The 23,398-nt window shown below is 67.3% G+C and carries 21 protein-coding genes; 5 read left to right on the top strand and 16 right to left on the bottom strand.

Going from position 1 to position 23,398, the window contains the following annotated elements:
- Positions 1 to 58: 58 nt before the first annotated feature.
- The 5 genes from ACQP2D_RS10410 to ACQP2D_RS10390 all read right to left on the bottom strand — a co-directional run bounded on the left by ACQP2D_RS10410 (position 59) and on the right by ACQP2D_RS10390 (position 6,597).
- The gene (locus tag ACQP2D_RS10410; RefSeq protein ID WP_433683510.1) at positions 59 to 1,522 is read right to left on the bottom strand and encodes an MDR family MFS transporter; all 1,464 of its coding nucleotides are present in this window, start codon (positions 1,520 to 1,522) and stop codon (positions 59 to 61) included.
- A 303-nt stretch (positions 1,523 to 1,825) separates the two neighbouring features.
- Positions 1,826 to 2,809 (bottom strand): squalene cyclase, encoded by a 984-nt coding sequence (locus ACQP2D_RS10405; RefSeq protein WP_433683509.1) that lies wholly within the window; start codon positions 2,807 to 2,809, stop codon positions 1,826 to 1,828.
- 354 nt (positions 2,810 to 3,163) lie between these two features.
- Positions 3,164 to 4,210 carry a lysophospholipid acyltransferase family protein gene (locus tag ACQP2D_RS10400; protein ID WP_433683508.1) on the bottom strand — a complete coding sequence of 349 codons (1,047 nt, stop codon included), beginning with the start codon at positions 4,208 to 4,210 and terminating at the stop codon, positions 3,164 to 3,166.
- 5 nt (positions 4,211 to 4,215) lie between these two features.
- Complete coding sequence (locus ACQP2D_RS10395; RefSeq protein ID WP_433683507.1) at positions 4,216 to 5,043, bottom strand: GNAT family N-acetyltransferase; 828 nt, start codon at positions 5,041 to 5,043, stop codon at positions 4,216 to 4,218.
- 282 nt (positions 5,044 to 5,325) lie between these two features.
- Positions 5,326 to 6,597, bottom strand: coding sequence for an NAD(P)/FAD-dependent oxidoreductase (locus tag ACQP2D_RS10390; protein WP_433683506.1), 1,272 nt, complete (start codon positions 6,595 to 6,597; stop codon positions 5,326 to 5,328).
- A gap of 111 nt (positions 6,598 to 6,708) precedes the next feature.
- Here ACQP2D_RS10390 and ACQP2D_RS10385 point away from each other — a divergent pair, with 111 nt between their 5' ends.
- Positions 6,709 to 7,566, top strand: coding sequence for a LysR family transcriptional regulator (locus ACQP2D_RS10385; protein ID WP_433683505.1), 858 nt, complete (start codon positions 6,709 to 6,711; stop codon positions 7,564 to 7,566).
- A gap of 60 nt (positions 7,567 to 7,626) precedes the next feature.
- Here ACQP2D_RS10385 and ACQP2D_RS10380 read toward each other — a convergent pair whose 3' ends face one another.
- The 5 genes from ACQP2D_RS10380 to ACQP2D_RS10360 form a co-directional block, all read right to left on the bottom strand.
- Positions 7,627 to 8,388, bottom strand: a complete 762-nt coding sequence (locus tag ACQP2D_RS10380; RefSeq protein ID WP_433683504.1) for an ABC transporter permease — start codon at positions 8,386 to 8,388, stop codon at positions 7,627 to 7,629.
- Positions 8,385 to 9,407: an ATP-binding cassette domain-containing protein gene (locus ACQP2D_RS10375; protein WP_433683503.1), complete on the bottom strand. Its 1,023-nt coding sequence runs from the start codon at positions 9,405 to 9,407 to the stop codon at positions 8,385 to 8,387. The genes ACQP2D_RS10380 and ACQP2D_RS10375 overlap by 4 nt, the downstream gene beginning before the upstream one ends.
- Positions 9,408 to 9,479: 72 nt before the next feature.
- Entirely contained in the window at positions 9,480 to 10,097 is a 618-nt protein-coding gene (locus ACQP2D_RS10370; protein ID WP_433683502.1) for a PadR family transcriptional regulator, read from the bottom strand.
- A gap of 123 nt (positions 10,098 to 10,220) precedes the next feature.
- On the bottom strand, positions 10,221 to 11,177 hold the full coding sequence (locus tag ACQP2D_RS10365) for an electron transfer flavoprotein subunit alpha/FixB family protein (protein WP_433683501.1): 957 nt from the start codon (positions 11,175 to 11,177) through the stop codon (positions 10,221 to 10,223).
- Positions 11,178 to 11,209: 32 nt separating this feature from the next.
- A complete protein-coding gene (locus tag ACQP2D_RS10360; RefSeq protein ID WP_433683500.1) occupies positions 11,210 to 11,995 on the bottom strand; it encodes an electron transfer flavoprotein subunit beta/FixA family protein in 786 nt (261 codons plus the stop codon).
- Positions 11,996 to 12,214: 219 nt separating this feature from the next.
- Between ACQP2D_RS10360 and ACQP2D_RS10355 the strand changes: the two genes are divergently transcribed.
- The 3 genes from ACQP2D_RS10355 to ACQP2D_RS10345 are packed head-to-tail and all read left to right on the top strand — an operon-like array spanning position 12,215 to position 15,812.
- Positions 12,215 to 13,018, top strand: coding sequence for a class I SAM-dependent methyltransferase (locus ACQP2D_RS10355; protein WP_433683499.1), 804 nt, complete (start codon positions 12,215 to 12,217; stop codon positions 13,016 to 13,018).
- On the top strand, positions 13,015 to 14,562 hold the full coding sequence (locus ACQP2D_RS10350) for a 1,4-alpha-glucan branching protein domain-containing protein (RefSeq protein WP_433683498.1): 1,548 nt from the start codon (positions 13,015 to 13,017) through the stop codon (positions 14,560 to 14,562). The genes ACQP2D_RS10355 and ACQP2D_RS10350 overlap by 4 nt, the downstream gene beginning before the upstream one ends.
- On the top strand, positions 14,559 to 15,812 hold the full coding sequence (locus ACQP2D_RS10345; RefSeq protein WP_433683497.1) for a glycosyltransferase family 4 protein: 1,254 nt from the start codon (positions 14,559 to 14,561) through the stop codon (positions 15,810 to 15,812). The genes ACQP2D_RS10350 and ACQP2D_RS10345 overlap by 4 nt, the downstream gene beginning before the upstream one ends.
- 72 nt (positions 15,813 to 15,884) lie before the next feature.
- On the opposite strand, the gene ACQP2D_RS10340 is transcribed toward ACQP2D_RS10345, so the two are convergent.
- Together ACQP2D_RS10340 and ACQP2D_RS10335 are read right to left on the bottom strand one after the other, a co-directional pair.
- Entirely contained in the window at positions 15,885 to 16,430 is a 546-nt protein-coding gene (locus ACQP2D_RS10340) for a DUF1697 domain-containing protein (RefSeq protein ID WP_433683496.1), read from the bottom strand.
- A 121-nt stretch (positions 16,431 to 16,551) separates the two neighbouring features.
- Positions 16,552 to 17,301, bottom strand: a complete 750-nt coding sequence (locus ACQP2D_RS10335; RefSeq protein WP_364498310.1) for an acyltransferase — start codon at positions 17,299 to 17,301, stop codon at positions 16,552 to 16,554.
- Positions 17,302 to 17,598: 297 nt separating this feature from the next.
- Here ACQP2D_RS10335 and ACQP2D_RS10330 point away from each other — a divergent pair, with 297 nt between their 5' ends.
- Complete coding sequence (locus ACQP2D_RS10330) at positions 17,599 to 18,960, top strand: PQQ-binding-like beta-propeller repeat protein (protein WP_433683495.1); 1,362 nt, start codon at positions 17,599 to 17,601, stop codon at positions 18,958 to 18,960.
- 77 nt (positions 18,961 to 19,037) lie between these two features.
- Here ACQP2D_RS10330 and ACQP2D_RS10325 read toward each other — a convergent pair whose 3' ends face one another.
- The 4 genes from ACQP2D_RS10325 to ACQP2D_RS10310 form a co-directional block, all read right to left on the bottom strand.
- Positions 19,038 to 20,198: a THUMP-like domain-containing protein gene (locus tag ACQP2D_RS10325; RefSeq protein ID WP_433683494.1), complete on the bottom strand. Its 1,161-nt coding sequence runs from the start codon at positions 20,196 to 20,198 to the stop codon at positions 19,038 to 19,040.
- Positions 20,199 to 20,213: 15 nt separating this feature from the next.
- Entirely contained in the window at positions 20,214 to 21,191 is a 978-nt protein-coding gene (locus ACQP2D_RS10320) for a class I SAM-dependent methyltransferase (RefSeq protein WP_433683493.1), read from the bottom strand.
- A 538-nt stretch (positions 21,192 to 21,729) separates the two neighbouring features.
- On the bottom strand, positions 21,730 to 22,506 hold the full coding sequence (locus tag ACQP2D_RS10315; protein WP_433683492.1) for an enoyl-CoA hydratase-related protein: 777 nt from the start codon (positions 22,504 to 22,506) through the stop codon (positions 21,730 to 21,732).
- An 18-nt stretch (positions 22,507 to 22,524) separates the two neighbouring features.
- The gene (locus ACQP2D_RS10310; RefSeq protein WP_433685600.1) at positions 22,525 to 23,346 is read right to left on the bottom strand and encodes an NUDIX hydrolase; all 822 of its coding nucleotides are present in this window, start codon (positions 23,344 to 23,346) and stop codon (positions 22,525 to 22,527) included.
- Positions 23,347 to 23,398: the final 52 nt, after the last annotated feature.

Below are 23,398 nucleotides of genomic sequence, written 5' to 3'. Positions count from 1 at the left end.
ACGTGACCGACACCGCTGCCGACGCACTGTCGGCAGCGGTGTGAGCGCGCCGCGGCGATCAGCTCTGCACCAGCTCGTGGGCCGGCGTCTCAGTGCCATCCGAGTCCTGCGGTGCGCTGGATCGGCCCGGGAGCAGCACTGCCATCACGATGACGATCAGCGCCAGTGCGGCGGAGATGGCGAATGCCAGGCGCATGCCGTCGAGGTGTGCGGTGATCGGATCGGTGCCGTCCGCTACCAGCGCACTGCTGCGGGCCGACATCACCGTCACCACCAGGGCGGTGCCGAAGGCCGCGGCCACCTGCTGCAGTGTGCCGAGCATGGAGCTGCCGTGCGAGTACAGGTGCTGTGGGAGCGCGCCGAGCCCGAGCGTGAAGACCGGGGTGAAGGCCGCGGCCAGCGACACCATCATCAGGACGTGCAGGATCAGCAGCTGCCAGTACGGCATGGTCATCGATATCCGGGTGAACCCGGCCAGTGCGACCGCGACACCGATCGAACCGGGAATCACCAGCACTCGTCCGCCGAACCGGTCGAACAGCCGCCCGACCGTCGGGCCGAGCAGCCCCATCGCCAGTCCGCCCGGCATGACGAGCAGTCCGGTCTGCAGTGCCGACAGACCGCGCAGATTCTGCAGGTACAGCGGCAGCAGGATCATCGATCCGAGCATCGCCATGAACGCGACCGACATCAGGATCAGCGCCTTGGTGTACGTGCCGAACAGCAGGATGCGCAGATCCAGCAGCGGGGCTCCGGTACGCTGCAGTCGTAGCTGACGGGCCGCGAAGACAACGATGAACGCGAGTCCGGCGACGACGATCACCGCGGGCGTGGCGACATTGTGGGTCTCGAATCGGCTGAGCCCGTATACCAGGCCGCCGAAGCCGACCGCGGCGAATGCCACGCTGGACCAGTCGATCGCACCGGTCTGCGGTTCGCCGATATTGTCCAGTTTGCGCAGGCCCAGCCAGGTGACCACGGCAGCGATCGGCAGCACCAGCCCGAAAAGCCAACGCCACGAACCGACTTGGAGTACCACGCCGGACAGGACCGGGCCCATGGCCGGGGCGACCGAGATGGCGAGGGTGACATTGCCCATGACCCGGCCGCGGTCCTGTTCGGGGACCACCGTCATCAGAGTGGTCATCAGCAACGGCATCATCACCGCGGTACCGCCGGCCTGGACGATCCGTCCGAACAGCAGCACCTCGAACGACGGGGAGACGGCGGAAAGCGCTGTGCCCGCGATGAACACACCCATCGCGATCGCATAGGCCCGGCGAGTCGTCACCCGCTGCAGGAACCATCCGGTGACCGGGATGACGGCCGCCATGGTGAGCATGAACGCGGTCGACACCCACTGTGCCGTGCGCTCGGTCACCTCGAGGTCCGCCATCAGCCGCGGGATCGCGTTGATCATGATGGTTTCGTTCAGAATCACCACGAAGGTCGCGAGCACCAGCAGCCGGACTACGGTCGGGGTTCCTCGTCCGGTCGGACGGACGGGACTGTCTGCGGGCATCGGGTACCTCCGGGCATTCAAATAGGACGATGTGCGGGCCGAGGCGGCGCCACATGAGGTCAGACGGGACCACTTCGCATAACTAATCGGTCCCGCCAATTCTCAACGGCCACCGGCAGACCTCGACGGTCGCGAGCTGCTCCGTCGGCCGTCGGGATCGTCGGTCGGAAGCGATAGTGTCCCATTGCCTTCGCGGATCTTCATCAGGTTTTCTCGCCGGCCGTGCCGTTCGGGCGAGTGACGTATTCGATGCCGAATGTCCGACTGCGCTTCCTGATATCGCAGCTGGCACCGAAAACCGAACTAATCCGATGTCGCGGAGTCCCACCAGGCCAGCACTCGTATCGCGAACAAAGTCAGCCACTTCGATGGCTCACCGGCCGGTACGTCGACCTCGAACCACACGCGCCCCGGATGTCGGCGAGCCTGGAGCCAGGTGCCGTCCGGCTGCCTGGCGGCACGGATGCGCTCGATCGCCTCGGCCAGACGCGGATCCGGTATCGCACCATCGAACAGGGCGGCCTCCCGGAAGTATTCGGTCGCGCTGAGCACGCTGTAGAACCAGCGGAACGGGTAGGCGAAGCGGTCCACCCACGGCGCCACCGCTTCCCCCGTCGACAGCCGACGGAAGAGCCCGCGCCGCAGGAGGTACTCCTCGCCGGAGCGTCGGGCGGCGCGCGTCTCATCGGTGCCTCCGGTCTCGACGTCGTAGGCGAGCAGCCCCCTGAGCGAGTTGAGCGTCGAGTGGAACGACGATCGCGTAGCGCCCTCGACCCACTCGCAGTTCCAGCCGCCGTCAGTGAGCTGATGCTCGAGGAACCAGTCGACGATGCCGATGCTGTCGGCGCCGAGCCACAGACCGTTCGCGACAGTCCAGGCATTGACGCAGCAGTCGACTTCGCCGCCCCAGTACGGCAGGTTCTCGTACTCCCAGCGGCTGTTCTCGGCAAGCAATTCCGCGGTGCCGCGCGCTCGCAGCACAGCCGAATCCAGACCCCATTCCCGCAGTGAGTTGAGCGTCCACGTCGTCGCCGTCCATGGCTGCCCGGCGCCTTCGGCCGCCTCTGGACCGTGGAAGTCGAAGTCCGCGGGAAAGAACGCACCACCTGCCCACTGGCCATCCGAATCCTGGAGCGCCAGCAGACGCGCGCCGAACCCTTCGGTCGCGATCCGCGCCCGCGTCGCTCGCCAAACCTCGGGCGGTGCACCCACGACATCGCGTTCCACCTGCCAGCGCAGCGCCGGATCCGAATCCAATAGCCACGCGACCAAGGCCTGCTCCGCCATGGCGCGACTCTAACGCCGCACCGACGGCGCGCCCAGCGAAACGGACTGCGCCGCCGGAGTGTTCAGCGTGTGTTCGGTCCGTATCCGGCACCGCGTCTCGACGGCACCTAGACCGACCGTCGCACTGCTCACGGGGACCGGTCCACCGCGCCGGGCGCGATCGACGTGTCGACACCGCGTCGACCTCGTCGAACCACATATCCGTCAGCAAGCGCTCGACACCTCGGTGCCACGCCAGGTCCACAAGCCCCACTTCGTGAGGAGCCCGGCCGCGAGCCGCCTTCGCGGTTGGGTCAGCGCCAAGACCTCGGCGAGCCGGTGACATCGAGCACGCCGAGGTCAGGGAAACCGTGATCAGGCCGGGGCAGCCGCCGCCCCCTCGACAGCCTCGTGCCCGGCGCCTTTTCGGCCGGAGCGACGGAACGGTCGCAATCGCGACGGCCGCCGCACGGCCTGTGTCGCCCCCGTCTCGACCGACTCCGGATCCTGCACCCGGGTGGCCGTTGCCTCGATCCACTCCGAGGCCTCGATGGCGCCGTGGCGCGACAGGTCCGCACCACGGACGGCCTGTTCACACCGGCGGGCCAGGTCGCGGCGATCGAGTCCCGGATACTCCACCGGTGCGAGCACCACTTCGGCCACCATGCCGCGCGAACGCAGCACCCGCTTCGCCGAGGTGCCGAAGGAATCGTCGCCGACGAATCCCGGAATGGTCGACTGCGTACCGTGCGCGTCCAGGTAGCGCAGCCGCACCGGCTGCACCGACGTCGCGGTGTCCACGGCGGCTTGGAAGAGCGCGGGCCGCATGGTGCCGTAGGCGCGGCCGCACCAGGTGGTGCCCTCGGGGAAGACCGCGATCCGATCGCCCGACGCCAGCCGTTCACCGATGCGCGCCACCACGCCGGGCAGTTCGCGCAGCCGTTCGCGTTCGATCGGGATGACCCGCATCAGCTTGGCCAGACCACCGAGCAGCGGCCAATCGACCATATCGGCGCGCGCCACGAAACCGAGCGGCTGCACCGCGGCCATGACGACGACATCGGTCCAGCCGATATGTCCGGCCACGATCAGCAGACCTTCGCCCGGATCGCCGAAGCGCGCATCCGCCGACGGACCGGCATCGGGTCGACCGAGGCCTCGGTTGTCCACCACACGCAACCGAATCCCGAGACAGCTCAGCACAGTTCGCGCATAGCGCCGCTGCAGCCGCTCACGCCGACCACGCGGTGTGACGATATTGACGACCGGAAAGCTGACCAGCAGCCCGGCCACGCCGAGTAGTCGACCGATGACCCGTGCGGTACCGATCTCATCCACCGGATCGATGCAGCCGGGCCCGCATGGACTCGACGGCATCCACGCGTGCGCGGTGCTCTGTGCGGGCGGCGCGTCGAACACCATCTGCCTCACCGTCCCCCGTCGAGTGCATTGGCGGCGTCTTGTAATCGGTTGAGGTAGCGGGTGTTGATGGTGTCCAGGCCGAGCAGTGCGACGAAGTCGGCGACCGCGAAATCCGGATCATGCGCCGGTTCGCCGCAGATCTCCGCGCCCAGACGCAGATAGCCGCGCAGCAGCGGCGGCAGCTTAGGGCGCGCGGGCGGGGTCATTTCGTCCAGCGTCAGTCCGTCGACGACCACCGGGTTGTAGGGGCGCACCCGCCGCTCGGGATCGGATCCGTGGCGGCCGAGCAGCATATCCCGCACACCGCGCACATTCACCCCGGCCGGGTCGGCGGGGGTGTCCTGCATCGGCACCGATACGCATCCCATCACCCACTCGTATCCGGTGAGCTGGATGTAGTGCAGGATGCCCGCCCACATCAGGGTGAGCACCGAGCCGTTGCGGTGGTCGGGCACCACACAGGCGCGGCCCATCTCCACGATCCGGTTGCCCGTCGGATCCAGTTGGGTCAGATCGAATTCGGTGGCCGTGTAGTAGCCGCCCGCGGCATTCACCTTGTCCGGCGGCAACATTCGGTAGCAGCCGACGAACTCCTCGGTGCGGTCATCGCGGACCAGCAGGTGATCGCAATGTTCGTCGAACCGGTCCGCGTCCAGACCGGTTCCGTTGTCGGCGATCTGGAAGCCGGGCTCAGTGGCGAAGACGCCGTAGCGCAGCCGCTGGGCGGCCAGCCGGTGCTCCGCATCGGAGGAAACGACCAGGGAATACCGAGACCGTTCCGCCCCGGAGTCCGTCGGTCGAGCCGGGGCTGTCAACACGGACGAAATAGTCATATCCGTGATGAAGCCAGTCCGAAACAGCGCCGGAGCGACCTCGAAGTGTCGCCTCGATGCCGGTTCGGTGAACGAGATGATGAGCTCGTCCGCCTCCCCGAGTCTTCAGGCCAGATTCAGGCGCGTGTAACCGTGACGTTGGCGGCTGACGGTAGAGCGGTAGCTGAGTTAGCCCGTACCCGGTGAGTTACCCATGTACTCAGGAAATCAGTCGTCTACGGTGCCATCCCGAAGACACAAAACCGCGCCGGGCCGCATCGACCCGGCGCGTTTTCGAGCAGATCAGGCGGCGTCGCGTTCGGGCAGACGCGCAGGCTCCCGCACCGAATCCACCTCATCGAAGCCGGGACGACCCGTGCCGATGAAGGCGACCAACCACGAGGCCACCGCGGCGAAGCGATTGCGGAATCCGACCAGGTACAGCAGATGTACCGCGAGCCACATGGTCCAGGCGATCACACCGCGGAAGGTGATGTGCTCGTTGAGCTTCACCACCGCGCTGAAGCGGCTGATCACCGCCATGCTGCCCTTGTCCCAGTACTTGAACGGGGTGCCGGGCAGCTTCTTGCGGCGGATGATATCGGCGGCGTGCCTGCCCTCCTGCATGGCGACCGGCGACTGTCCCGGGTAGCCGTTGAGCGAGGTCATATCGCCGATGGCGTAGATATCGGCGTGCCCGCCGACGGTCAGGTCGGGATTGATCAAAAGCCGTCCGGCCCGGTCGGTTTCGCAGCCGGTGGCCTCGGCCAGGAGCTTCGCGAACCCGCCCGCCTGCACACCGGCCGACCATACGACGGTCTCGGCGGCGATCCGGCGCTCGACGCCGTCCTTACCCTTGACGGTCACCTTGCCGAATTCGATATCGGTAACGAAGGTGCCGAGCAGCACCTCCACGCCGCTCTTGGTCAGCGATCCCTTCGCGTACTCCGACAGTCCGCCACCGAAGGGCGGCAACACCTCGCCCGCACCCTCGACCAGCGTCACCGAAACCTCTTGGTGGTAATGCCGTTTCGCGAGTTCCTTCAGCTGACCGGCGACCTCGACACCGGTCGCGCCCGCGCCGACCACGACAAAGCTGAGCAGCCGCTTGCGGGTCTCCTCGTCCGCGCCGGCGGCCTCGGTGAAGACGCGCTCGATCTGCGCGCGCAACAGCTTGGCGTCGTCGATGGTCTTGAGCGAGAACGTCTTATCGGCGAAATCGTCGCGGCCGAAGTACGACTGCGAGGCGCCGGTGGCGGCGATCAGCGAGCCGTAGCGGATCTGCGTGCGCTCACCCTCGTGCTCGTAGGTGATCACCGCGTTGTCGGCATCGATGGCGACCACCTTGCCGAGCCGGACGTCGGCCTCCCTATGCCTGCGCAGCACCGAGGCGATCGGCGGCGCGATCTCGTCGGAGGCCAGCACACCTGTCGCGACCTGATAGAGCAATGGCTGGAAGAGGTGCTCCGGAGTGCTCGAGATGAGAACGTACTTGATACCCGACTTGGCCAGCTGCTTTGCGGCGGCAAGCCCCCCGAATCCCGATCCAATGATGACAACATCTGCGTCTTCCATGACAGCCTCCTTCTCTCATTACCAACCGTCATTCGAACCGCAGATATTTCACGTGTTCAGGCGCATAATAGAGATGACTCTTATCTGGATTGCTCATGAATCGAGGATGACGTGGAGCTTCGCCAGCTCGCCTACTTCGTCGCGGTATGCGAGGAGCTGAGTTTCAGCAGGGCCGCGGCGCGCTGTTATATCTCGCAATCGGCGATCAGCCATCAGATCGCCCGGCTGGAGCGCGACCTCGGCGTGGCCCTCTTCGAACGTTCGACCAGGGCGGTCGTGCCGACCGACGCGACCATGCGGCTACTTCCACTGGCTAAACAGATGCTGAGCCTGGAATCGGCCATCCGCGCGACCGTGCGCACCTCCGGCCACCGGATCCGGCTGGCCGCCAATATGTCCTTCGCGACCCGATCCCTGTCCGCGATCGCCGGTGCGCGGGCCGCGCATCCGGACGCCGAGATCGAATTCGTCATCAAACCGTTCCGTCAGCGGATCACGGCGGTGGCCGATGGCGACTGCGATCTCGCACTCATTCGCGGCAGCGTCGATGAGCCCGGCCTCGCCGTGGAGAAACTGTGGGTCGAGGATCTCGTCATCGCCACCTCGGCCGCCCATCCGCTGGCCATCCGCGAGCAGGTGACGCTGGCGGACCTGAGCCCCTACCCTCTGCTGCTGCCGCCCGAGCAGGAACAGGTCCTGCTGCACACCGTGATTCGCGCCGCCTTCGCCGATCTCTCCGCTGGCCCCACATTCGGTCCGCCGATTCCGCCGGACCACACCGCGACCATGGAGCTGATCAACCGACCCGACGCCTGGACCGTGCTCTACGCCGACAGCCCGACCGAGGGCCTGGTGGTGCTGCGACTGGCCGAACACCGACTACGCATTCCGGTCTCGGCGGTCCTACGCAGCGACACCCGCCGCTCCCCGATCCTGACCACCCTGCTCTCCGGCCTGCACCGACGCTGAGATCCGCAGCCGTATCGCGGCAACGGATCTCGTGCGCCTACCGGCCGAGCCGCCCGCAGGTCAAGCGTTTTCGCGGGTGAAGCCGCGCGCGCCGATCACCATCGCCACCGCCGCGACCACCAGGGTGAGTCCGGTCCCGAGGTACACCTCGGAGGCACCGAAGTCACCGCGGAACAGCGCCCGGGCCGCATCGACGGTGTGCGAGAACGGATTCACCTTCCCGATGGTGCGCAGCCAGCCCGGCCCGACGCTCAGCGGCAGCAGGATGCCCGAGAGCAGCATCAGCGGCACCGCCAGGCTATTGAGCACCGAGGCGAGCACATCCTCGGACTTTGCCCACAGTCCGAGCGCATACGATGCCGCGGCCAGACCGGCGGCCATCACCGCGATCAACAACACCGACAGCACCAGCCCGAGCGGATCCGGCCGAACACCGAAGGCCGCCATCGCAACTCCCACCAGTACCAGCGCCTGCACGACCAGCACGACCATATCCTTGAGCACGCGCCCGGTCAGCAGCGCACCTCGGCTCGCCGGAGTGACCCGCTGTCGTTCGACGACCCCGGCGCGCAACTCCGCCACAATGCCGAATCCGACATAGATCGCGCCGAACAGTCCGGTCTGGATGACCAGCGCTGGTGTGAGCAACTCCCATGGGTCGGAATCCGACCCCAGCGCCGGCGCGATCCCCTTGACCAGCGGCCCGAACAGCACCAGATACAACACCGGCTGGGACAGGCCGATCAAGACCCACACCGGATTTCGCAGATTGGCCCGCAACTGGGACCAGAAGATCAGTCCGGTCTCGCGCATGAACCTCATGAGTGACTCGCCTCCCGCAGCGAACGCCCCGTAATGGTGAGAAAGACATCGTCGAGGCTGGGACGTTTGACAGTGAGCGCACCGGGCACGAGACCGCGCTCGTCCATGGCACGCAAGAGGGGGACGACCGCGGTATCGCCGCGATCCACGGTGAGATGCACCAGCGCCGCACCGATCCGGTCGCCGCCGATGTGCTCCGAGCGCACCACCGAGCGCACCTGGAGCACGGATTGCGCGACCTCGAGCGCGAGATCGGCATGGCCGTTATCGATTTCGAAGCTCACCACATCACCGGAGATGCGCCGCTTGAGTTCGTCGGGCGAGCCCTCGGCGACAATGCCGCCGTGGTCCATGATCAGCAGGCGGTCACACAGCGCGTCGGCCTCGTCCAGATAGTGGGTGGTGAGCACGACCGTGGTGCCCCGCGCCCGCAGGCGCTCGATGTGCTCCCACAGATTGGCCCGGCTCTGCGGATCGAGACCGCTGGTCGGCTCGTCGAGGTAGATCAGATGCGGTCCGTGCACCAGGCCGAGTGCGATATCCACGCGGCGGCGCTGGCCACCGGAGAGCTGGCTGCATTTGCGCCCACCGAGTCCGTCCAGGTCGAGCGCCACCAGCAGTTCTTCCGCATTGCGCCTGGCCTGCGCCTTGCTCAACCCGAAAAGCCTGGCCTGTAGCACCAATTCGTCGATGACCAGGGCGTCGTCATTGGTCATGCCGCCCTGCGCGACATAGCCGATGCGCGAACGCACGGTCCGCTGCTCGGCCGCCAGATCCGCGCCAGCGATGACGGCCTCGCCCGCGGTCGGGGCGATGAGCGTGCTGAGCATTCGCAGCGTGGTGCTCTTACCCGCGCCATTGGGGCCGAGCAGACCCAGGATCTCGCCCTCGTACACATCGAAGTCGACGCCCGTAACCGCTTGTACGGGGCCGGTTTTGGTTTCAAAGGTTCGCGACAGCCCGCGCACCCGGATCACCGAGGTGCTGGTGCGTACACGAACGGAGTCGATCGTTTCCACCTGAACAACGGTAGGAACGATCGACCAAATAGTCAAGCTTTACTATTCAGACTTGATCAACGTGGCGAGGCGTCATTTGACGGTCATCGGCCCACCGTCCACCCGCGACCAGTTCGTCCACACATCCAGCTCGCCGCTCTCGATCCGCTCCAGGGTTTTGCGCGTCCAGGTCAGATCCGCGCGGACGTGGTCGGCGGCCAGCCGCATGGCATCGGCGACATGATGCGGTTCGGTCTCGGCCGGATTGCCGGTGCCCGCGAGAATCCGCTGCTCCTCGCGCTCCAGGAAGACCAGATCCGATTCGAATTTCAGAATGCGCGCGCGCATTGCCGCGATGACCTCATCGCGCGGCAGATGTGGCAGCAGCGACACCGCCGCGAAATACGGGTTCTTCGGCTGCTCGGAACTCCACACCGCCTCGCGCACCATCTCGCCGAAAACCTTCTCCCCCTCGACGGTCAGGCGGTAGCTGGTCCGCTCCGGGCGTGCCCCCGCCTGCCCGACGCCCTCCACCTCGATGAGCTTCTCGCGCTGCAGCGTATTCAGCGCCCCGTACACCGATCCGGGCTTCACATTCGCCCAATCGTCGGCATGCCAGGACAGCAGCTCGCGTCGAACGTCATAACCGTGCACCGGCTGCAGCAGCCGCACCACCGCGAGCACCAGCATCCGAGTCGTTGGAACAGCCATACTCGCAGGTTATCCCACCCATTCGGCGGTTCGCGTGCACCCGAGAACGCAAAAGACTCGCCAAATCTGTTGCCGCATTACGCAACAACAGATTTGGCGAGTCAGGGGTAACTCAGCGGGAGCCTAGCCCTTGTGCGCCTTGACCGCCTCGGTCAGCTGCGGGGCGACATTGAACAGGTCGCCGACGATGCCGTAGTCCGCGATCTCGAAGATCGGGGCCTCTTCGTCCTTGTTGACCGCGACGATGGTCTTCGAGGTCTGCATACCGGCGCGGTGCTGAATAGCGCCGGAGATGCCGAGGGCGATGTAGAGCTGCGGGGAGACCGTCTTACCGGTCTGACCGACCTGGAACTGGCCCGGGTAGTAGCCCGAGTCGACCGCGGCACGCGAGGCGCCGACGGCGGCACCGAGCGAGTCGGCCAGCGCCTCGACGACCGCGAAGTTGTCGGCGGAACCGACACCGCGACCACCGGAGACGACAATGCTCGCCTCGGTGAGCTCCGGACGGTCGCCACCGACGACCGGCTCGCGCGAGATCACCTTCACGACGCCCTCTTCCTGCGCGGGCACCTCGACGGCCACCTTCTCACCCGCACCTGCCGCGGCCGTGGCCTCGATGGCGCCGGGGCGCACCGAGATCACCGGCACATCGCCGGTGGCCTTGGCGTCGACGGTGAACGCGCCACCGAAGATGGAGTGCACGACCGAGCCGTCGGACTTGACGTCGATGACGTCGACGAGCAGGCCGGAGCCGATGCGCGCGGCGAGGCGGCCCGACACCTCCTTGCCCTCGGCGGTGGCGGCGACGATCACGGCGGCCGGGGCGACCGACTCGACCAGACCGGCGAGCACGTCGACCTTCGGGGTCACCAGGAAATTCTCCACATCGTCGGATTCGGCGATGTAGATCTTCGCGGCACCCGCGGCGGCCAGCGCGTCGGCCAGCTTCTCACCGGTACCGGCCGGGCCGGTCACGACGGCGGCGGGCTCACCGAGTGTGCTCGCGGCGGTGAGCAGTTCGGTGCTGACCTTCTTGATCGCACCGTCGGCGTGCTCGATGAGCACAAGTACTTCTGCCATTTGTGTTCTCTCCTCAGCAGTCTCGGGCGGGATCAGATGATCTTCTGGCCGACCAGGTACGCGGCGATCTTGGTGCCGCCGTCGCCCTCGTCGGCGATCTTCTCGCCCGCGGTGCGCGGAGGCTTCGGGGTGGCCGCGGTGACGGCGGTGCCCGCGTTGGCGACACCGACGGTCGACGGGTCGACGCCCAGGTCGGCCAGCGTGAAGGTCTGCACTTCCTTCTTCTTCGCGGCCATGATGCCCTTGAAGGACGGGAAGCGCGGCTCGTTGATCTTCTCGGTGACACTGACGATGGCCGGGAGGGTGGCCTCCAGCTTGAACACGCCCTCGTCGGTCTCCCGCTCGCCGGTGATCTTGCCGCCGTCGACGGTCAGCTTGCGCAGGTGCGTCAACTGCGGCAGGCCCAGGTACTCGGCGATGATCGCGGGCACCGCACCGGAGCGACCGTCGGTGGCCTCATTGCCCGCGATGACCAGCTCGACACCCTCGACCTGGCCGAGCGCGCTGGCCAGCACCCACGCGGTCTGCACGGCGTCGGAGCCGTGGATGGCCGGATCGTTGATGTGGATGGCCTTGTCGGCACCCATGGACAGCGCCTTGCGAATGGCCTCGGTGGCACGGTCCGGACCGGCGGCCAGCACGGTGACTTCGCCGCCCTGGGCCTCCTTGATCAGCAGCGCCTCTTCGACGGCACGCTCGTTGATCTCGTCGAGGACGGCGTCGGCGGCCTCGCGGTCGAGGGTGTAGTCACCGTCGGTCAGCTTGCGCTCGGACCAGGTGTCGGGAACCTGCTTGATGAGTACGACGATGTTCGGCATCGGTCTTCGTCGACCTCCTGTTCTGGTTACACGTATGTGGTGGTCGCACGAACTCGGCCGTACGTCCTTGTTTGTAGCTCAGGGCGTGACACTACCCTACGTTAAGTTACCCATGGGTAACTTAGCTGCTTCTCTCTCACAACGGTGGTCCTGGCGATAAGGTGCGGAACCCCGGGTGCGGGTGTCCCGCAGGGATTCAGTACCAGTAACGTCGGAGCGATGAGCGAGGCTGTGATCCCTGCCGCAGTGGGCACCACCCCGGGCATTACTCCCGAGCCGGCCGTGGAGCCGTTGCCGCTGACCGGCGAGCGGACCGTACCCGGCATCGCCGAGGAGAACTACTGGTTCCGTCGGCACGAGATCGTCTACGCGCGACTGCTCGAACGCTGCGCGGGAAAGACCGTGCTGGAGGCCGGATCCGGTGAGGGTTACGGCGCGAACATGATCGCCGACGTGGCCACCAGGGTGATCGGCCTGGACTACGACACCAGCGCGGTCGCGCACGTGCGCGCGCGCTACCCGCGCGTCGAGATGATCCAGGGCAATCTCGCCGAACTGCCGCTCGATGCCGAATCGGTCGATGTGGTGGTGAATTTCCAAGTGATCGAACACCTTTGGGACCAGGGCCAGTTCATTCGGGAATGCCTGCGGGTGCTGCGCCCCGGCGGCGAACTGCTGATCAGCACGCCCAACCGGATCACCTTCTCCCCCGGCCGCGATACCCCGCTCAATCCGTTCCACACCCGGGAACTCAATGCCGACGAACTCACCGAACTGCTGGTCGACGCCGGTTTCCGGGTCATACTGATGACCGGTGTGCACCATGGGCCGACCCTGAAAGCGTTGGACGCCAAGCACGGTGGCTCGTTCATCGATGCCCAGATCGAGCGCGCGCTGGCCGGTGAGCCGTGGCCCGCCGAACTGACCGCCGACGTCGCCGCGGTCACCATCGACGATTTCGCACTGCGCACCGAGGAGATCGATGCGAGCCTCGACCTGGTCGCCATCGCGGTGAAGCCGTGACCGATACGGCCGTTCCCGGCCAGTTCACCCTGGTCCTGCATTCCCATCTGCCCTGGCTGGCGCACCACGGCCGCTGGCCGGTCGGCGAGGAATGGCTCTACCAATCCTGGGCCGCCTCTTACCTTCCCGTCGTCGAGGTGCTGAGAACCCTTGCCGCGGAAGGCCGTTCACATCTGCTCAGCCTCGGCATCACGCCGGTGTTGGCCGCCCAGCTGGACGACCCGCACTGCCTCGCCGGCATGCACCATTGGCTCGGCAACTGGCAGTTGCGCGCCGACGAGGCCGCCCTGGCGGGCAATATCGCGCTCGGCAGACACGAACATCGGCTGGCCGCCGCGGCGCTGGCGGAATTCGAACGGCACTGGCGTCACGGCGCGGCTCCGGTATGGCGTCAGCTCATCGACGCCGAAGCCATCGAACTGCTCGGCGGTCCGCTCGCGCACCCGTTCCAGCCGCTGCTCGATCCGCGACTGCGCGCCTTCCAGCTGAGTGAGGGCCTGTCCGACGCCCAGCATCGCTGGGGCCATACGCCCACCGGAATCTGGGCGCCCGAATGCGGTTACACCCCCGGGATGGAGCTGGGCTACGCCGCCGCGGGTGTGACGCATTTCATGGTCGACGGCCCCGCGCTGCGCGGCGACACCACCCTCGGTCGCCCGGTCCGCGACTCGGATGTGGTGGCCTTCGGGCGGGATCTGCATGTGAGCTACCGGGTTTGGTCGCCCAAATCCGGCTATCCGGGCCAGAGCGCATACCGTGACTTTCATCACTATGACCACGCGACAGGTCTCAAACCGTCCCGGGTCACCGGCAAGACGGTGGCCGGTCCGGACAAGGCGCCCTATGACCCAGAGCTGGCGGCCGCGGCGGTGGTCCGCGATGTCGAGGATTTCGTGCGGACCGTGCGCGAGCGCCTGATCGCCGAATCCGCGCGAATCGGCCGTCCGGCTCTCGTCGTCGCCGCCTTCGACACCGAACTGTTCGGGCACTGGTGGCACGAGGGTCCGCAGTGGCTGGCGCAGGTGCTGCGGGCACTGCCCGAGGCGGGTGTCACGGTCGGGACCTTGGCCGATGCACGCGCGCGCGGCTTCGTCGGGGAGCCGGTGCCCTTGGCCGATTCGTCCTGGGGTTCGGGTAAGGACTGGCGGGTCTGGGCCGGTGACCAGGTCAAGGACCTGGTGGAACTCAACGACGAAATCGTGCGTCTGACCCTCGATACGGTGGACAAGATGCGGGCCGCGGACGGCGGTGTCGCACTGCGCGATCCGGTCGCCGATCAGCTGTTGCGCGAGGCCATCCTCACCGTCTCCAGCGACTGGGCCTTTATGGTCAGCAAGGACTCCGCGGCGGGCTACGCACGCGATCGCGCGCATCGGCACGCGCACGCGGTACGGGAGATCGCGGCCGCCGTCGGCGCGGGTCAAGTCGCCAAAGCGCACCAGTTGGCGGCAGGATGGGGGGCGGCCGACGGCTTCTTCCCGAGTTTGGACGCACGGCGGCTGGCGATCGCGGACCGAGACTCCGCTCGAGAAGGACATTCATGAAGATCTTGATGGTGTCGTGGGAGTACCCACCGGTAGTGGTCGGTGGGTTGGGCCGCCATGTGCATCACCTGGCGGTCGAATTGGCAACGGCGGGCCATGAAGTGGTCGTGCTCGCCCGCCGCCCCTCCGGCACCGACTCCTCGACCCACCCCACCCACTCCTTCATCGCCGAGGGCGTGCTGGTTGTCGCGGTCGCGGAGGATCCGCCGTGCTTCGACTTCGGCGAGGACATGCTGGCCTGGACGCTGGCCATGGGCCACGCGATGGTGCGCGCCGGTGTCGCGCTCGGCAAGCCCGGCATCGGCGACGGCTGGGTTCCGGATGTCGTGCACGCGCACGACTGGCTGGTCGCGCATCCGTCGATCGCACTCGCCGAGTACTACGACGTGCCACTCGTGTCGACCATCCACGCCACCGAGGCCGGGCGGCACAGCGGCTGGGTCTCGGGCCGGGTCAATAAGCAGGTGCATTCGGTCGAGTGGTGGCTCGCCAATGAATCCGACGCACTGATCACCTGCTCAACCTCGATGCAGGACGAGGTGGAACGCCTCTACGGACCCGAGCGCATTCCGATGACGGTGATCCGCAATGGAATCGATGTCGGCGCGTGGACCTTTCGGCCGCGCGCCCCGCGCACCGGTCCGCCGCGCCTGCTCTATGTGGGTCGGCTCGAGTACGAGAAGGGTGTGCAGGACGCGATCGCCGCGCTGCCGCGCATCCGCCGCGCCCACCCCGGCACCACGCTGACCATCGCGGGCATCGGCACCCAGTTCGAATGGCTGCGCGAGCGCGCCCGCGTGCACCGGGTCGCGCGCGCGGTCAACTTCGTCGGGCAGCTCGGTCACGAGGAACTGCTCGGCTGGCTGCACGGCGCCGACGCCATCGTGCTGCCCAGCCGCTACGAACCCTTCGGCATCGTCGCCCTCGAGGCCGCCGCCGCGGGCACCCCGCTGGTCACCTCCACCGCCGGTGGACTCGGCGAGGCCGTGATCGACGGCGTCACCGGCGCATCGTTCGAACCCGCGGATGTCGACGGCATTGTCGAGGCCGTGCGCGCCACCCTCGACGATCCGGCCGCCACCCAGGACCGCGCCTACGCGGCCCGCGAACGCCTCACCGCCGACTTCGCCTGGGATGTGGTCGCCGCCGAAACCGCCCTGGTCTACTCCTCGGCCAAACGCCGCGTCCGCAATCCGCTCGGCCGACCGACCATCATCGAACGCCCACTCCCGGAGCGCGATCCGAAGTAGGCACCGGCTGCCCGGGGCTCACGAATCAGCGTGCCGCGCAGGCAATCCCGCGCTGCGGTAGGCAGCGCGGGATCAGGACTCCAGCTTCTTGACGATCTTCTGCACGGTCAGCCAGGTGCGGGTGGTGATGTCCTTGCTGTAGGTCTTCTCCAGCCAGGCCATGAAGTCCGGGGTGCGGGGTTCGGTGTTATCGATGACCGCGAGGACGGCGCGGGCGGCGGAGTCGTAGCCGACGATCTGGACGCCAGGTTCGGTGTGCTTGCGCAGTTCTTTGGTGACGTTCGATGGAGCCTGCTTGAGGAAGGTCGCGATGAGGTAGGTTCCGCGGCCGTGGGTCAGGCCCGGGAACGGGTCGGTATCGAGCAGGTCGCGCAGCTCATCGTAGGTGCGCACGATGGTGCCGCCCGGAATCCCGAGTTCGCTGTTGAGCGCGTCCTGAATGCGGTCCTCCAGCTTCGCGATATCGCTGTCCGCGCTGCGGAAGACCACATTGCCGCTGGCCAATACCGTCGCGACCTGCTCGAACCCGAGCCCCTCGAACACCCCGCGCAGTTTCTCCCCCTTCATATTGGGGTTGGTCGGCATGATCCCGCGCAGTAGCGCCGCGTACCTGTTCATATCGCTGACCGTACCGACTCGCACCGACGCGAAGCGGTACGTCCGGCGTCCGAAATCGCACGAGCCCCGGGTCCGTCGTACGGATCCGGGGCTCGGTGGCAGTGGCACGGCGCGGCGGCGATTACGCCGACTGGGTGGCGCCGTTCTTCTTACGCTCGATATCTTCCAGCGCGGCAATGTATTTGGCGCGCTCCTCGGCGCCCGCCTCCCAGGTCGCCTTGCGGTTCTTGACGACCTTGGCCGGTGCGCCGACGGCGATGCTGTAATCCGGAATCTCGCCCTTGACCACCGCGTGCGCGCCGAGGACACAGCCGCGGCCGATGCGGGTCTCGCGCAGCACCGTCACCTTGGCGGCGATCCAGGTGTCCGGACCGATGCGGACCGGACTCTTCACAATGCCCTGATCCTTGATCGGCATGGTGATGTCATCCATGCGATGGTCGAAATCGCAGATGTAGCACCAGTCCGCGACCAGGGTGGACTCGCCTATCTCGATATCGAGATAGGTGTTGACCACGTTGTCCTTGCCGAAGACAACCTTGTCGCCGATGCGCAGCGAACCCTCGTGGCAGCGAATGGCATTGCCGTCGCCGATATGCACCCAGCGGCCGATCTCCATCCGGCCCAGTTCGGGGGTCGCGTGGATCTCGACGCGCTTGCCGAGGAAGACCATGCCGCGCAGCACGATATGCGGGTTGGCCGCCTTGAACTTGAACAGCCGGTAATACCGCACCAGATACCAAGGCGTGTACGCCTTGTTCGCGAGCACCCAGCGCAGCGACGCCAGCGTCAGAAATCGCGCCTGCTGCGGATCCCGGCGGCGCGAACCGCGCCACCGCGAGCGCAACGGTGCGCCCCACATGCTCGTCACGAACTCATCTCCTGTCGTGGTTCTTCGATCGTGACCCGACCCGGTCGCGATCGATTGAGCTTATCCGGCGCGGCTCGATGCGCTCCGGCCAGCGTCCTTACCCATCGAGTGGCGGCCGAACCCGCCGCACATCGACTCACTCGGAAAACACCGCCGGGACCCGTACACCGTTGGATAGCCCTCCCGTACAGTGACTGCTGCGCCGCCGACGGCGGCCCGAACCTCCACACCGGGCGGCTCCAGCTGAGTGGTGCGTGTACTGGGGGTCGACACACTTTGGTCTCGTCCGAGCGGCCCATGACGACAGGAGTGCACCAGGTGCGAAGCGGCGGCGTACTGGCCAACCCGGCGCGCGGGCTGATCTTGTCCAGGCTGCGGGCGGCGGCGGCGCTGGCCGCGGTCGGCACACTGGCATTGGCGGGCTGCGGCACCGATGTCGACGACATCACTGTCGGGTCGGGCAAGGGCTGGACGTCCGCGCACCACGATGGCCGCAATACCGGCGTCAGCCCGGTCACCGGATCGCGCAAACTATCGCTGAGCTGGTCACGACCGGTCGGTGGGCCGATCGAGCAGGGCGTAACCCTCGGTCCGGACGGACAGCTCTTCGTGACAACCGTGACCGCGGGCAACTGTGCCATTCTCTCGCTGCAGATGCCCACCGGCCGCAAGCGCTTCTGCAATCCGCTCGGACCGAATGCGATCTCCGCGCCGACGGTGGTCGACAGCGGCACCAACGTCTATGTCGGTGACGACGGCGGATTCAGTGCGTTCAACTCCATCGGACAGCCGCGCTGGCGGACTGCCGTTGCGGGCGTTCCGGTTTCGGCGCAGTTCACCGGCGACGGGAACATCCTGACGATCACCCAGTCCGGTCAGGTGGACGTGCTGAGCCGCCAGACCGGCGGACGCGTCGTCCCCACCACCCAATTGCTCGGCGAGCCCGATCTCCTGGACTACCCGGATCTCACGCGCCCAGCCTCGGGTCAGGGTATGGACGACTGCACCAGCGGCGGGCCGCAGTGCCCGGTCGCCAATATCTCGCCGATCGATACGGCCAGCGGCCGCTTCTTCGTCACGCTCTGGAAGCCCGGCAAGCCGACCGCCGCCCTGGTCGCATTGCGCTACGCCGACAATAGGATCCAGCAGGAGTGGAGCGCGGATATGCTCGCCGAGGGCAGCGCGACCAGCCCCACCCTGTCCGCCGACGGCCGCACCGTCTACGTCGGCGACAACACTCATCGCCTCATCGCGGTGGATGCCGCGGACGGTCGCACCAAATGGGTCCAGCCCCTGGAATGGGCTCCGCGCGGCGGCATTTCGGTCTCCAGCGACGGCCTGATCATCCCCTCCGGCGACGACGGCTACCTGCTCGCCCTGCGCGATAAGGGCGACGCCGCCGAGATCATCTGGGAGCGTAAGGATCTCACCCTGCGCGGCACCCCCGTCCAAACCGCTGGCGACACCGGCTACACCGCCGCCGCCATCGGCGAAGGCATCAACCTCATCACCTTCGACACCAAAACCGGCACCACCGTAGACTCCGACGTCCTCCCCAACGCCAAAGGCACCACCACCGGCACCGCCGTCGGCGCCAAGGGCGAGGTAGTCCTGGCCACCCGCATAGGCGAAATCTTCACCTTCAAACCCGAACAGTAGCCACTGGACAGTCGATCACCATGCGCTGATGCGGGCCAACGTCGAGAGCGGTCCTGCACCAGCGCATCCTCGTGGGATCAGGTGGTGCAGAGGAAAGCGGCGGTGGTGCGGGACAGGCGGGTGAGGATGAGGGTGTAGGGGTGGGTGCCTCGGGGTTTGAGGCGTTTGCGGAGGGCGTCGGGGTCGATATCGACGCCGCGGGTGAGGATTTCCAGGGGGCCGCAGTTGCGGCGGGTGAGTTCTTGGCGGAGGGCCTTTTCGCGGAGGTCGAGACGGTCGACGATGCGGAAGCCGCGGACGCCTTCGGGGACGCTGTTGCCGGTGAGGTAGGCGATTCTCGGGTCCAGTTGCCACAGGCCGTGTTTCACGGCGTAGTGGCGGACCAGGCCGGCGCGGACAATGGCGCCGTCGGGGTCGATGATCCACTCGCCGGGGTCCCGCTCGGGGATGTCGTCGGGGTCGGCGTCGGTCAAGGTGACGGGTTCGGCCCGGGTGGACAGGACGGTGGCGCGGCGGGTGACGCCGGGTTCGGACAGACCCGCCGACCACAGACACGCCTCGCGGACCGCACCGTCGAGGGAGACGAGCTCGATCTCGCCGGACCAGTTCAGCCGATCGAAATCCAGTCCGGGAGCGCACTTTACGGCGAGATCGCGGCCGGGGTAGGCGGCGAGCAGATCCGGCAGCGGGGGCTGTAGTTTCGCCGGATCGTGGGTGCGGCGGCCGTCCGCGCGGCGGGCCGGATCGGCGATGACGACGGTGCCGGTGCTGCACGGGACCAAGGCATCGGCCTTGGCCAGCAGAACATTTCGGGATTCGGCGAGGTTGTGCGCGGCCATCGACAGGCGCACGTCATCGAGGTCGCTGCCGATTACCGACGGGCAGGTCCGGGTCAGTTCGGCGAGCTCGGCACCGATCGAACACGTCACGTCGTGCACAGTGCGCCCGGACAGCCTTTCGGCGCGGTGGCGGGCCACCAGCGTCGGGGTCGCCTGTTGCAGCGCGTCATCGGTGAACAGCCATCCTCCGGTATCGACCAGCTTGGCCGTCGCGCGACGACGCAGCCGCACGGTTTCGATGAGCGCACCCGAACTCGCACCGAACTCGCGACGCACCCGCTCCAGATCGCGCAGGTGCGTCGCGGTGGTCAGCTCCAGCCGGTCCACCTCGGCCAGCGCGGCACTACCCGCCGCGCTGCCGAGGAAGGCGACGTCCTCGCGGCTGAAGGAATAGCCCACTACTTGGCAGCCCAGTTATTTGGCAGCGGAGCCCGGCTTCACGCCGGTGATCATGGCGTTGTAGAAGAACTGACGCGGCACCACCCGGCGCATGACGTTCTCGTCCAGCCAGCTCAGCCGCAGCCACGCGCGGTACATCGCCATCCGGTAGCCCATGGTCAGCTTCTCATCCGGCACCGCCGCCTCGAAGGTGCGCACCGGCCAACCCCACAGCGCCGCCGCGAACTCCTCGGTGCTCGCCTTGACCTCGGCGGCGCCCGCACGGCGGGCCATCGCCTCGAGCTCGCTGGGATCGAAGGTGTGCAGGTCGACGACCGCCTCCAGCGCCGCGGCGCGCGAGGATTCGTCCAATTCGGCCTGCGGACGCCGCCACCCCGACAGTGCGGGCAACTTGGTCACGGTGGTGGTGACCTTCCAGGTGATGCGACCGAGCCAGCGCGCGTAGAAGTTGCCCGCGGTGGTCGGTTCACCGGCGAAGACGAAACGCCCGCCCGGCTTGAGCACACGCAGGCACTCCTTGAGCGCCAACTCCACATCCGGGATGTGGTGCAGCACCGCGTGGCCGACGACGAGGTCGAAGGTGTCGTCCTCGTACGGGATGGTCTCGGCGTCGGCGACCCGGCCGTCGACATCGAGTCCGAGGTTCTCGGCATTGCGCAGTGCGACCTTCACCATGCCCGGCGACAGATCGGTGACCGAACCGGACTTCGCGACGCCACCCTGCATGAGGTTCAGCAGGAAGAAACCGGTGCCACAGCCCAGTTCCAGCGCACGCTCGTACGGCAGCGGCGCGGGACCGACCGCGGCGTCGAACCGGCCGCGGGCATAGTCGATACAGCGCTCGTCATAGGAAATCGACCATTTGTCGTCATAGGTCTCGGCTTCCCAGTCGTGGTAGAGCACCTGGGCGAGCTTCGTATCCTTCAGCGCAGCTTCGACCTCGGCCTCGGTGGCATGCGGGTTCGGCGCCGGGTCATCGGGGTGGACCGTCATGGTGGGCTAGCCTAGCCAACCCGCCGCCGCACGTCTCCAGCGGACCAGTGAGTACGGCCTGATTTCGCATTGCCACCCCGTCCCCCGAGACTCGTTCTGGTTCTGAACCCGCCCGGCGACCTCCCCACGCACCACCGCGCACCCCGGATGCGCCTAGCAAGCTGGGGCTCGAGCGACCCGCACGATCACCGAACATCATCGTGCCCGCACCACCGGGCAGACAGGAACGTGTTCCCGTTTATGGTCCTCGCCGGCGCTCGGATCAACCAGATCCCACCCCGCCCCGTCCGGCCGGCACAAAACCCCGGAATCCCACCAAGACGAGTACACGGCCCAATTCCGAACTGTCCGGACACAACTCCATATCGATTCGGTCCGAGCAAGATCAAGCCCGCCGCGTCAGCGACCGCCACTGCCGACTCGGACCGTCCGGCAGATCGTCCGACGAACGCCGCCGACCGCAACCGTCGGCCGGGCACGACCCGATACGGCGTACCGCCGGTCCATCGAGCGCGCGAACGAGACCGTTCGGCCCCCGTCAGCGACCGACGAACGCCGCCGAACCCGGACCGTCGGCCAGGTAGGACTCGGTGCCGATCTGGCGGTCTTCGGTGGCGAACAGCGCGGTCCATTCGGTGCGGGCGCGGTCGAGGCCGTGCGGGCCTGCTTCGAAGACCGATTTGGCGGCGGCGAGGGCTCGGGCGGGGCCGTCGGTGAACTGCTGTGCCCAGCGCATGGCGGCGGTGTAGACGTCGTCGGGTGCGACGACCTCGTCGACCAGGCCGAGGGCGCGCGCCTCGTCGGGTGCCACGAAGCGGCCGGTGTAGACGAGATCCTTGGCGGGACCGGGACCGATCAGCAGCGACAGCCGGCGGATGCCCGCCAGCGGGATGAGGCCCGCTTTGATCTGGGGCAGGCCGAGTTTGACGTTATCGCCGATGATGCGACGGTCGGCGGCCAGGGCGAGTTCCAGACCGCCGCCGAGGCAGTAGCCACTGATCGCGGCGACGGTCGGCTGGGGCACCTTGGCCAGGCAGCCCAGCGCCGCCTGCAGATCGGCGGCCATCGCCTCGGCCTGATCCCGGGTGAGGCCGGAGAGTTCGGCGAGATCGTCACCCGCCGAGAAGACCCGCTCATCGCCGTAGACGACCAGCGCGGCGACCCCGGGATGCCCGGCAACGACCGCGGCGGCCTCGGCCACCTCCCGCACCACCTGCGCGTTCAGCAGATTCAGCGGCGGGCGGTCGATCCGGAGGACAGCGACGCCGCGCACGGCGGGATCCTCGGGCAGCTCCAGGGTGACGAATTCGGCCATGGCTGGAAACCTACTGCCTCACGGACGCGCGGATCCCTTGAGCCTGCTGGCATCCGGGAGATCGGCGAAGTACCGCTGGTTGTTGGGGAAGTCGAGTAGCTGCTGCCCGTCGGGACCGGAGAGCAGCGGCATGATCGGTTCGATCACCTTGTCGACGGCCAGAATTTCCGCGGTGGAACCGAATTCGCCGATGGCAGCCAGCTGCGCCCAGGTCGGCGGCAGCAGAATGTCGGTGCCCGCGCGCCAGCGCGCCAGCGCGTCTGTCGGGGTGCGCCAGTGCACCTCGGCCGCCTCGGAGGTGGCACCGTCCGCCAACTGTCCCTGCGGCAGCACCGCGACGAAGAACCGGGTGTCATAACGCCGCGGCTCGATCACCGGGGTGATCCAATTCGCCCACGGCCGAAGCAGGTCCGCGCGCAGCACCAGCTTCTCCTCGGCGAGGAAGGCCGCGAGGGATAGCTCGCGCCGCTCCAGCCTGCCCCTGGCATCGTGGTAGCCGGTGGTGTCGGAGACCACGGTATCGGCGGCCGGACCGGCCAGCAGCACACCGCATTCCTCGAAGGTCTCGCGCACGGCGGCGGCGACCAGCGCCTTGGCCCGCGGTTCGGTGGTGCCGAATTTCTCGGCCCACCACGCCGGTTCGGGTCCGGCCCACTCGATATCGGCGGTCCCGTCCGAGGGATCGACACCGCCGCCGGGGAATACCGTCATCCCGGCGGCGAAGGCCATCGCGCCGACCCGGCGCTGCAGGAACACCTCGGGCCCGGTGGCGCCGTCACGCACCAGCATCACCGTCGACGCGTCCTTCAGCGACGGTACCGGCTGAGAAGCAGCGTTCATCTCACTCACAACTGCACACTAACGCTCGCTTGGTTTACGGCGTAATCCCCAC

It is taken from the genome of Nocardia sp. CA-119907 (assembly GCF_050955995.1).
Classification (GTDB): Bacteria; Actinomycetota; Actinomycetes; order Mycobacteriales; family Mycobacteriaceae; genus Nocardia.
This window is presented reverse-complemented; position numbering and strand designations above follow the sequence as displayed.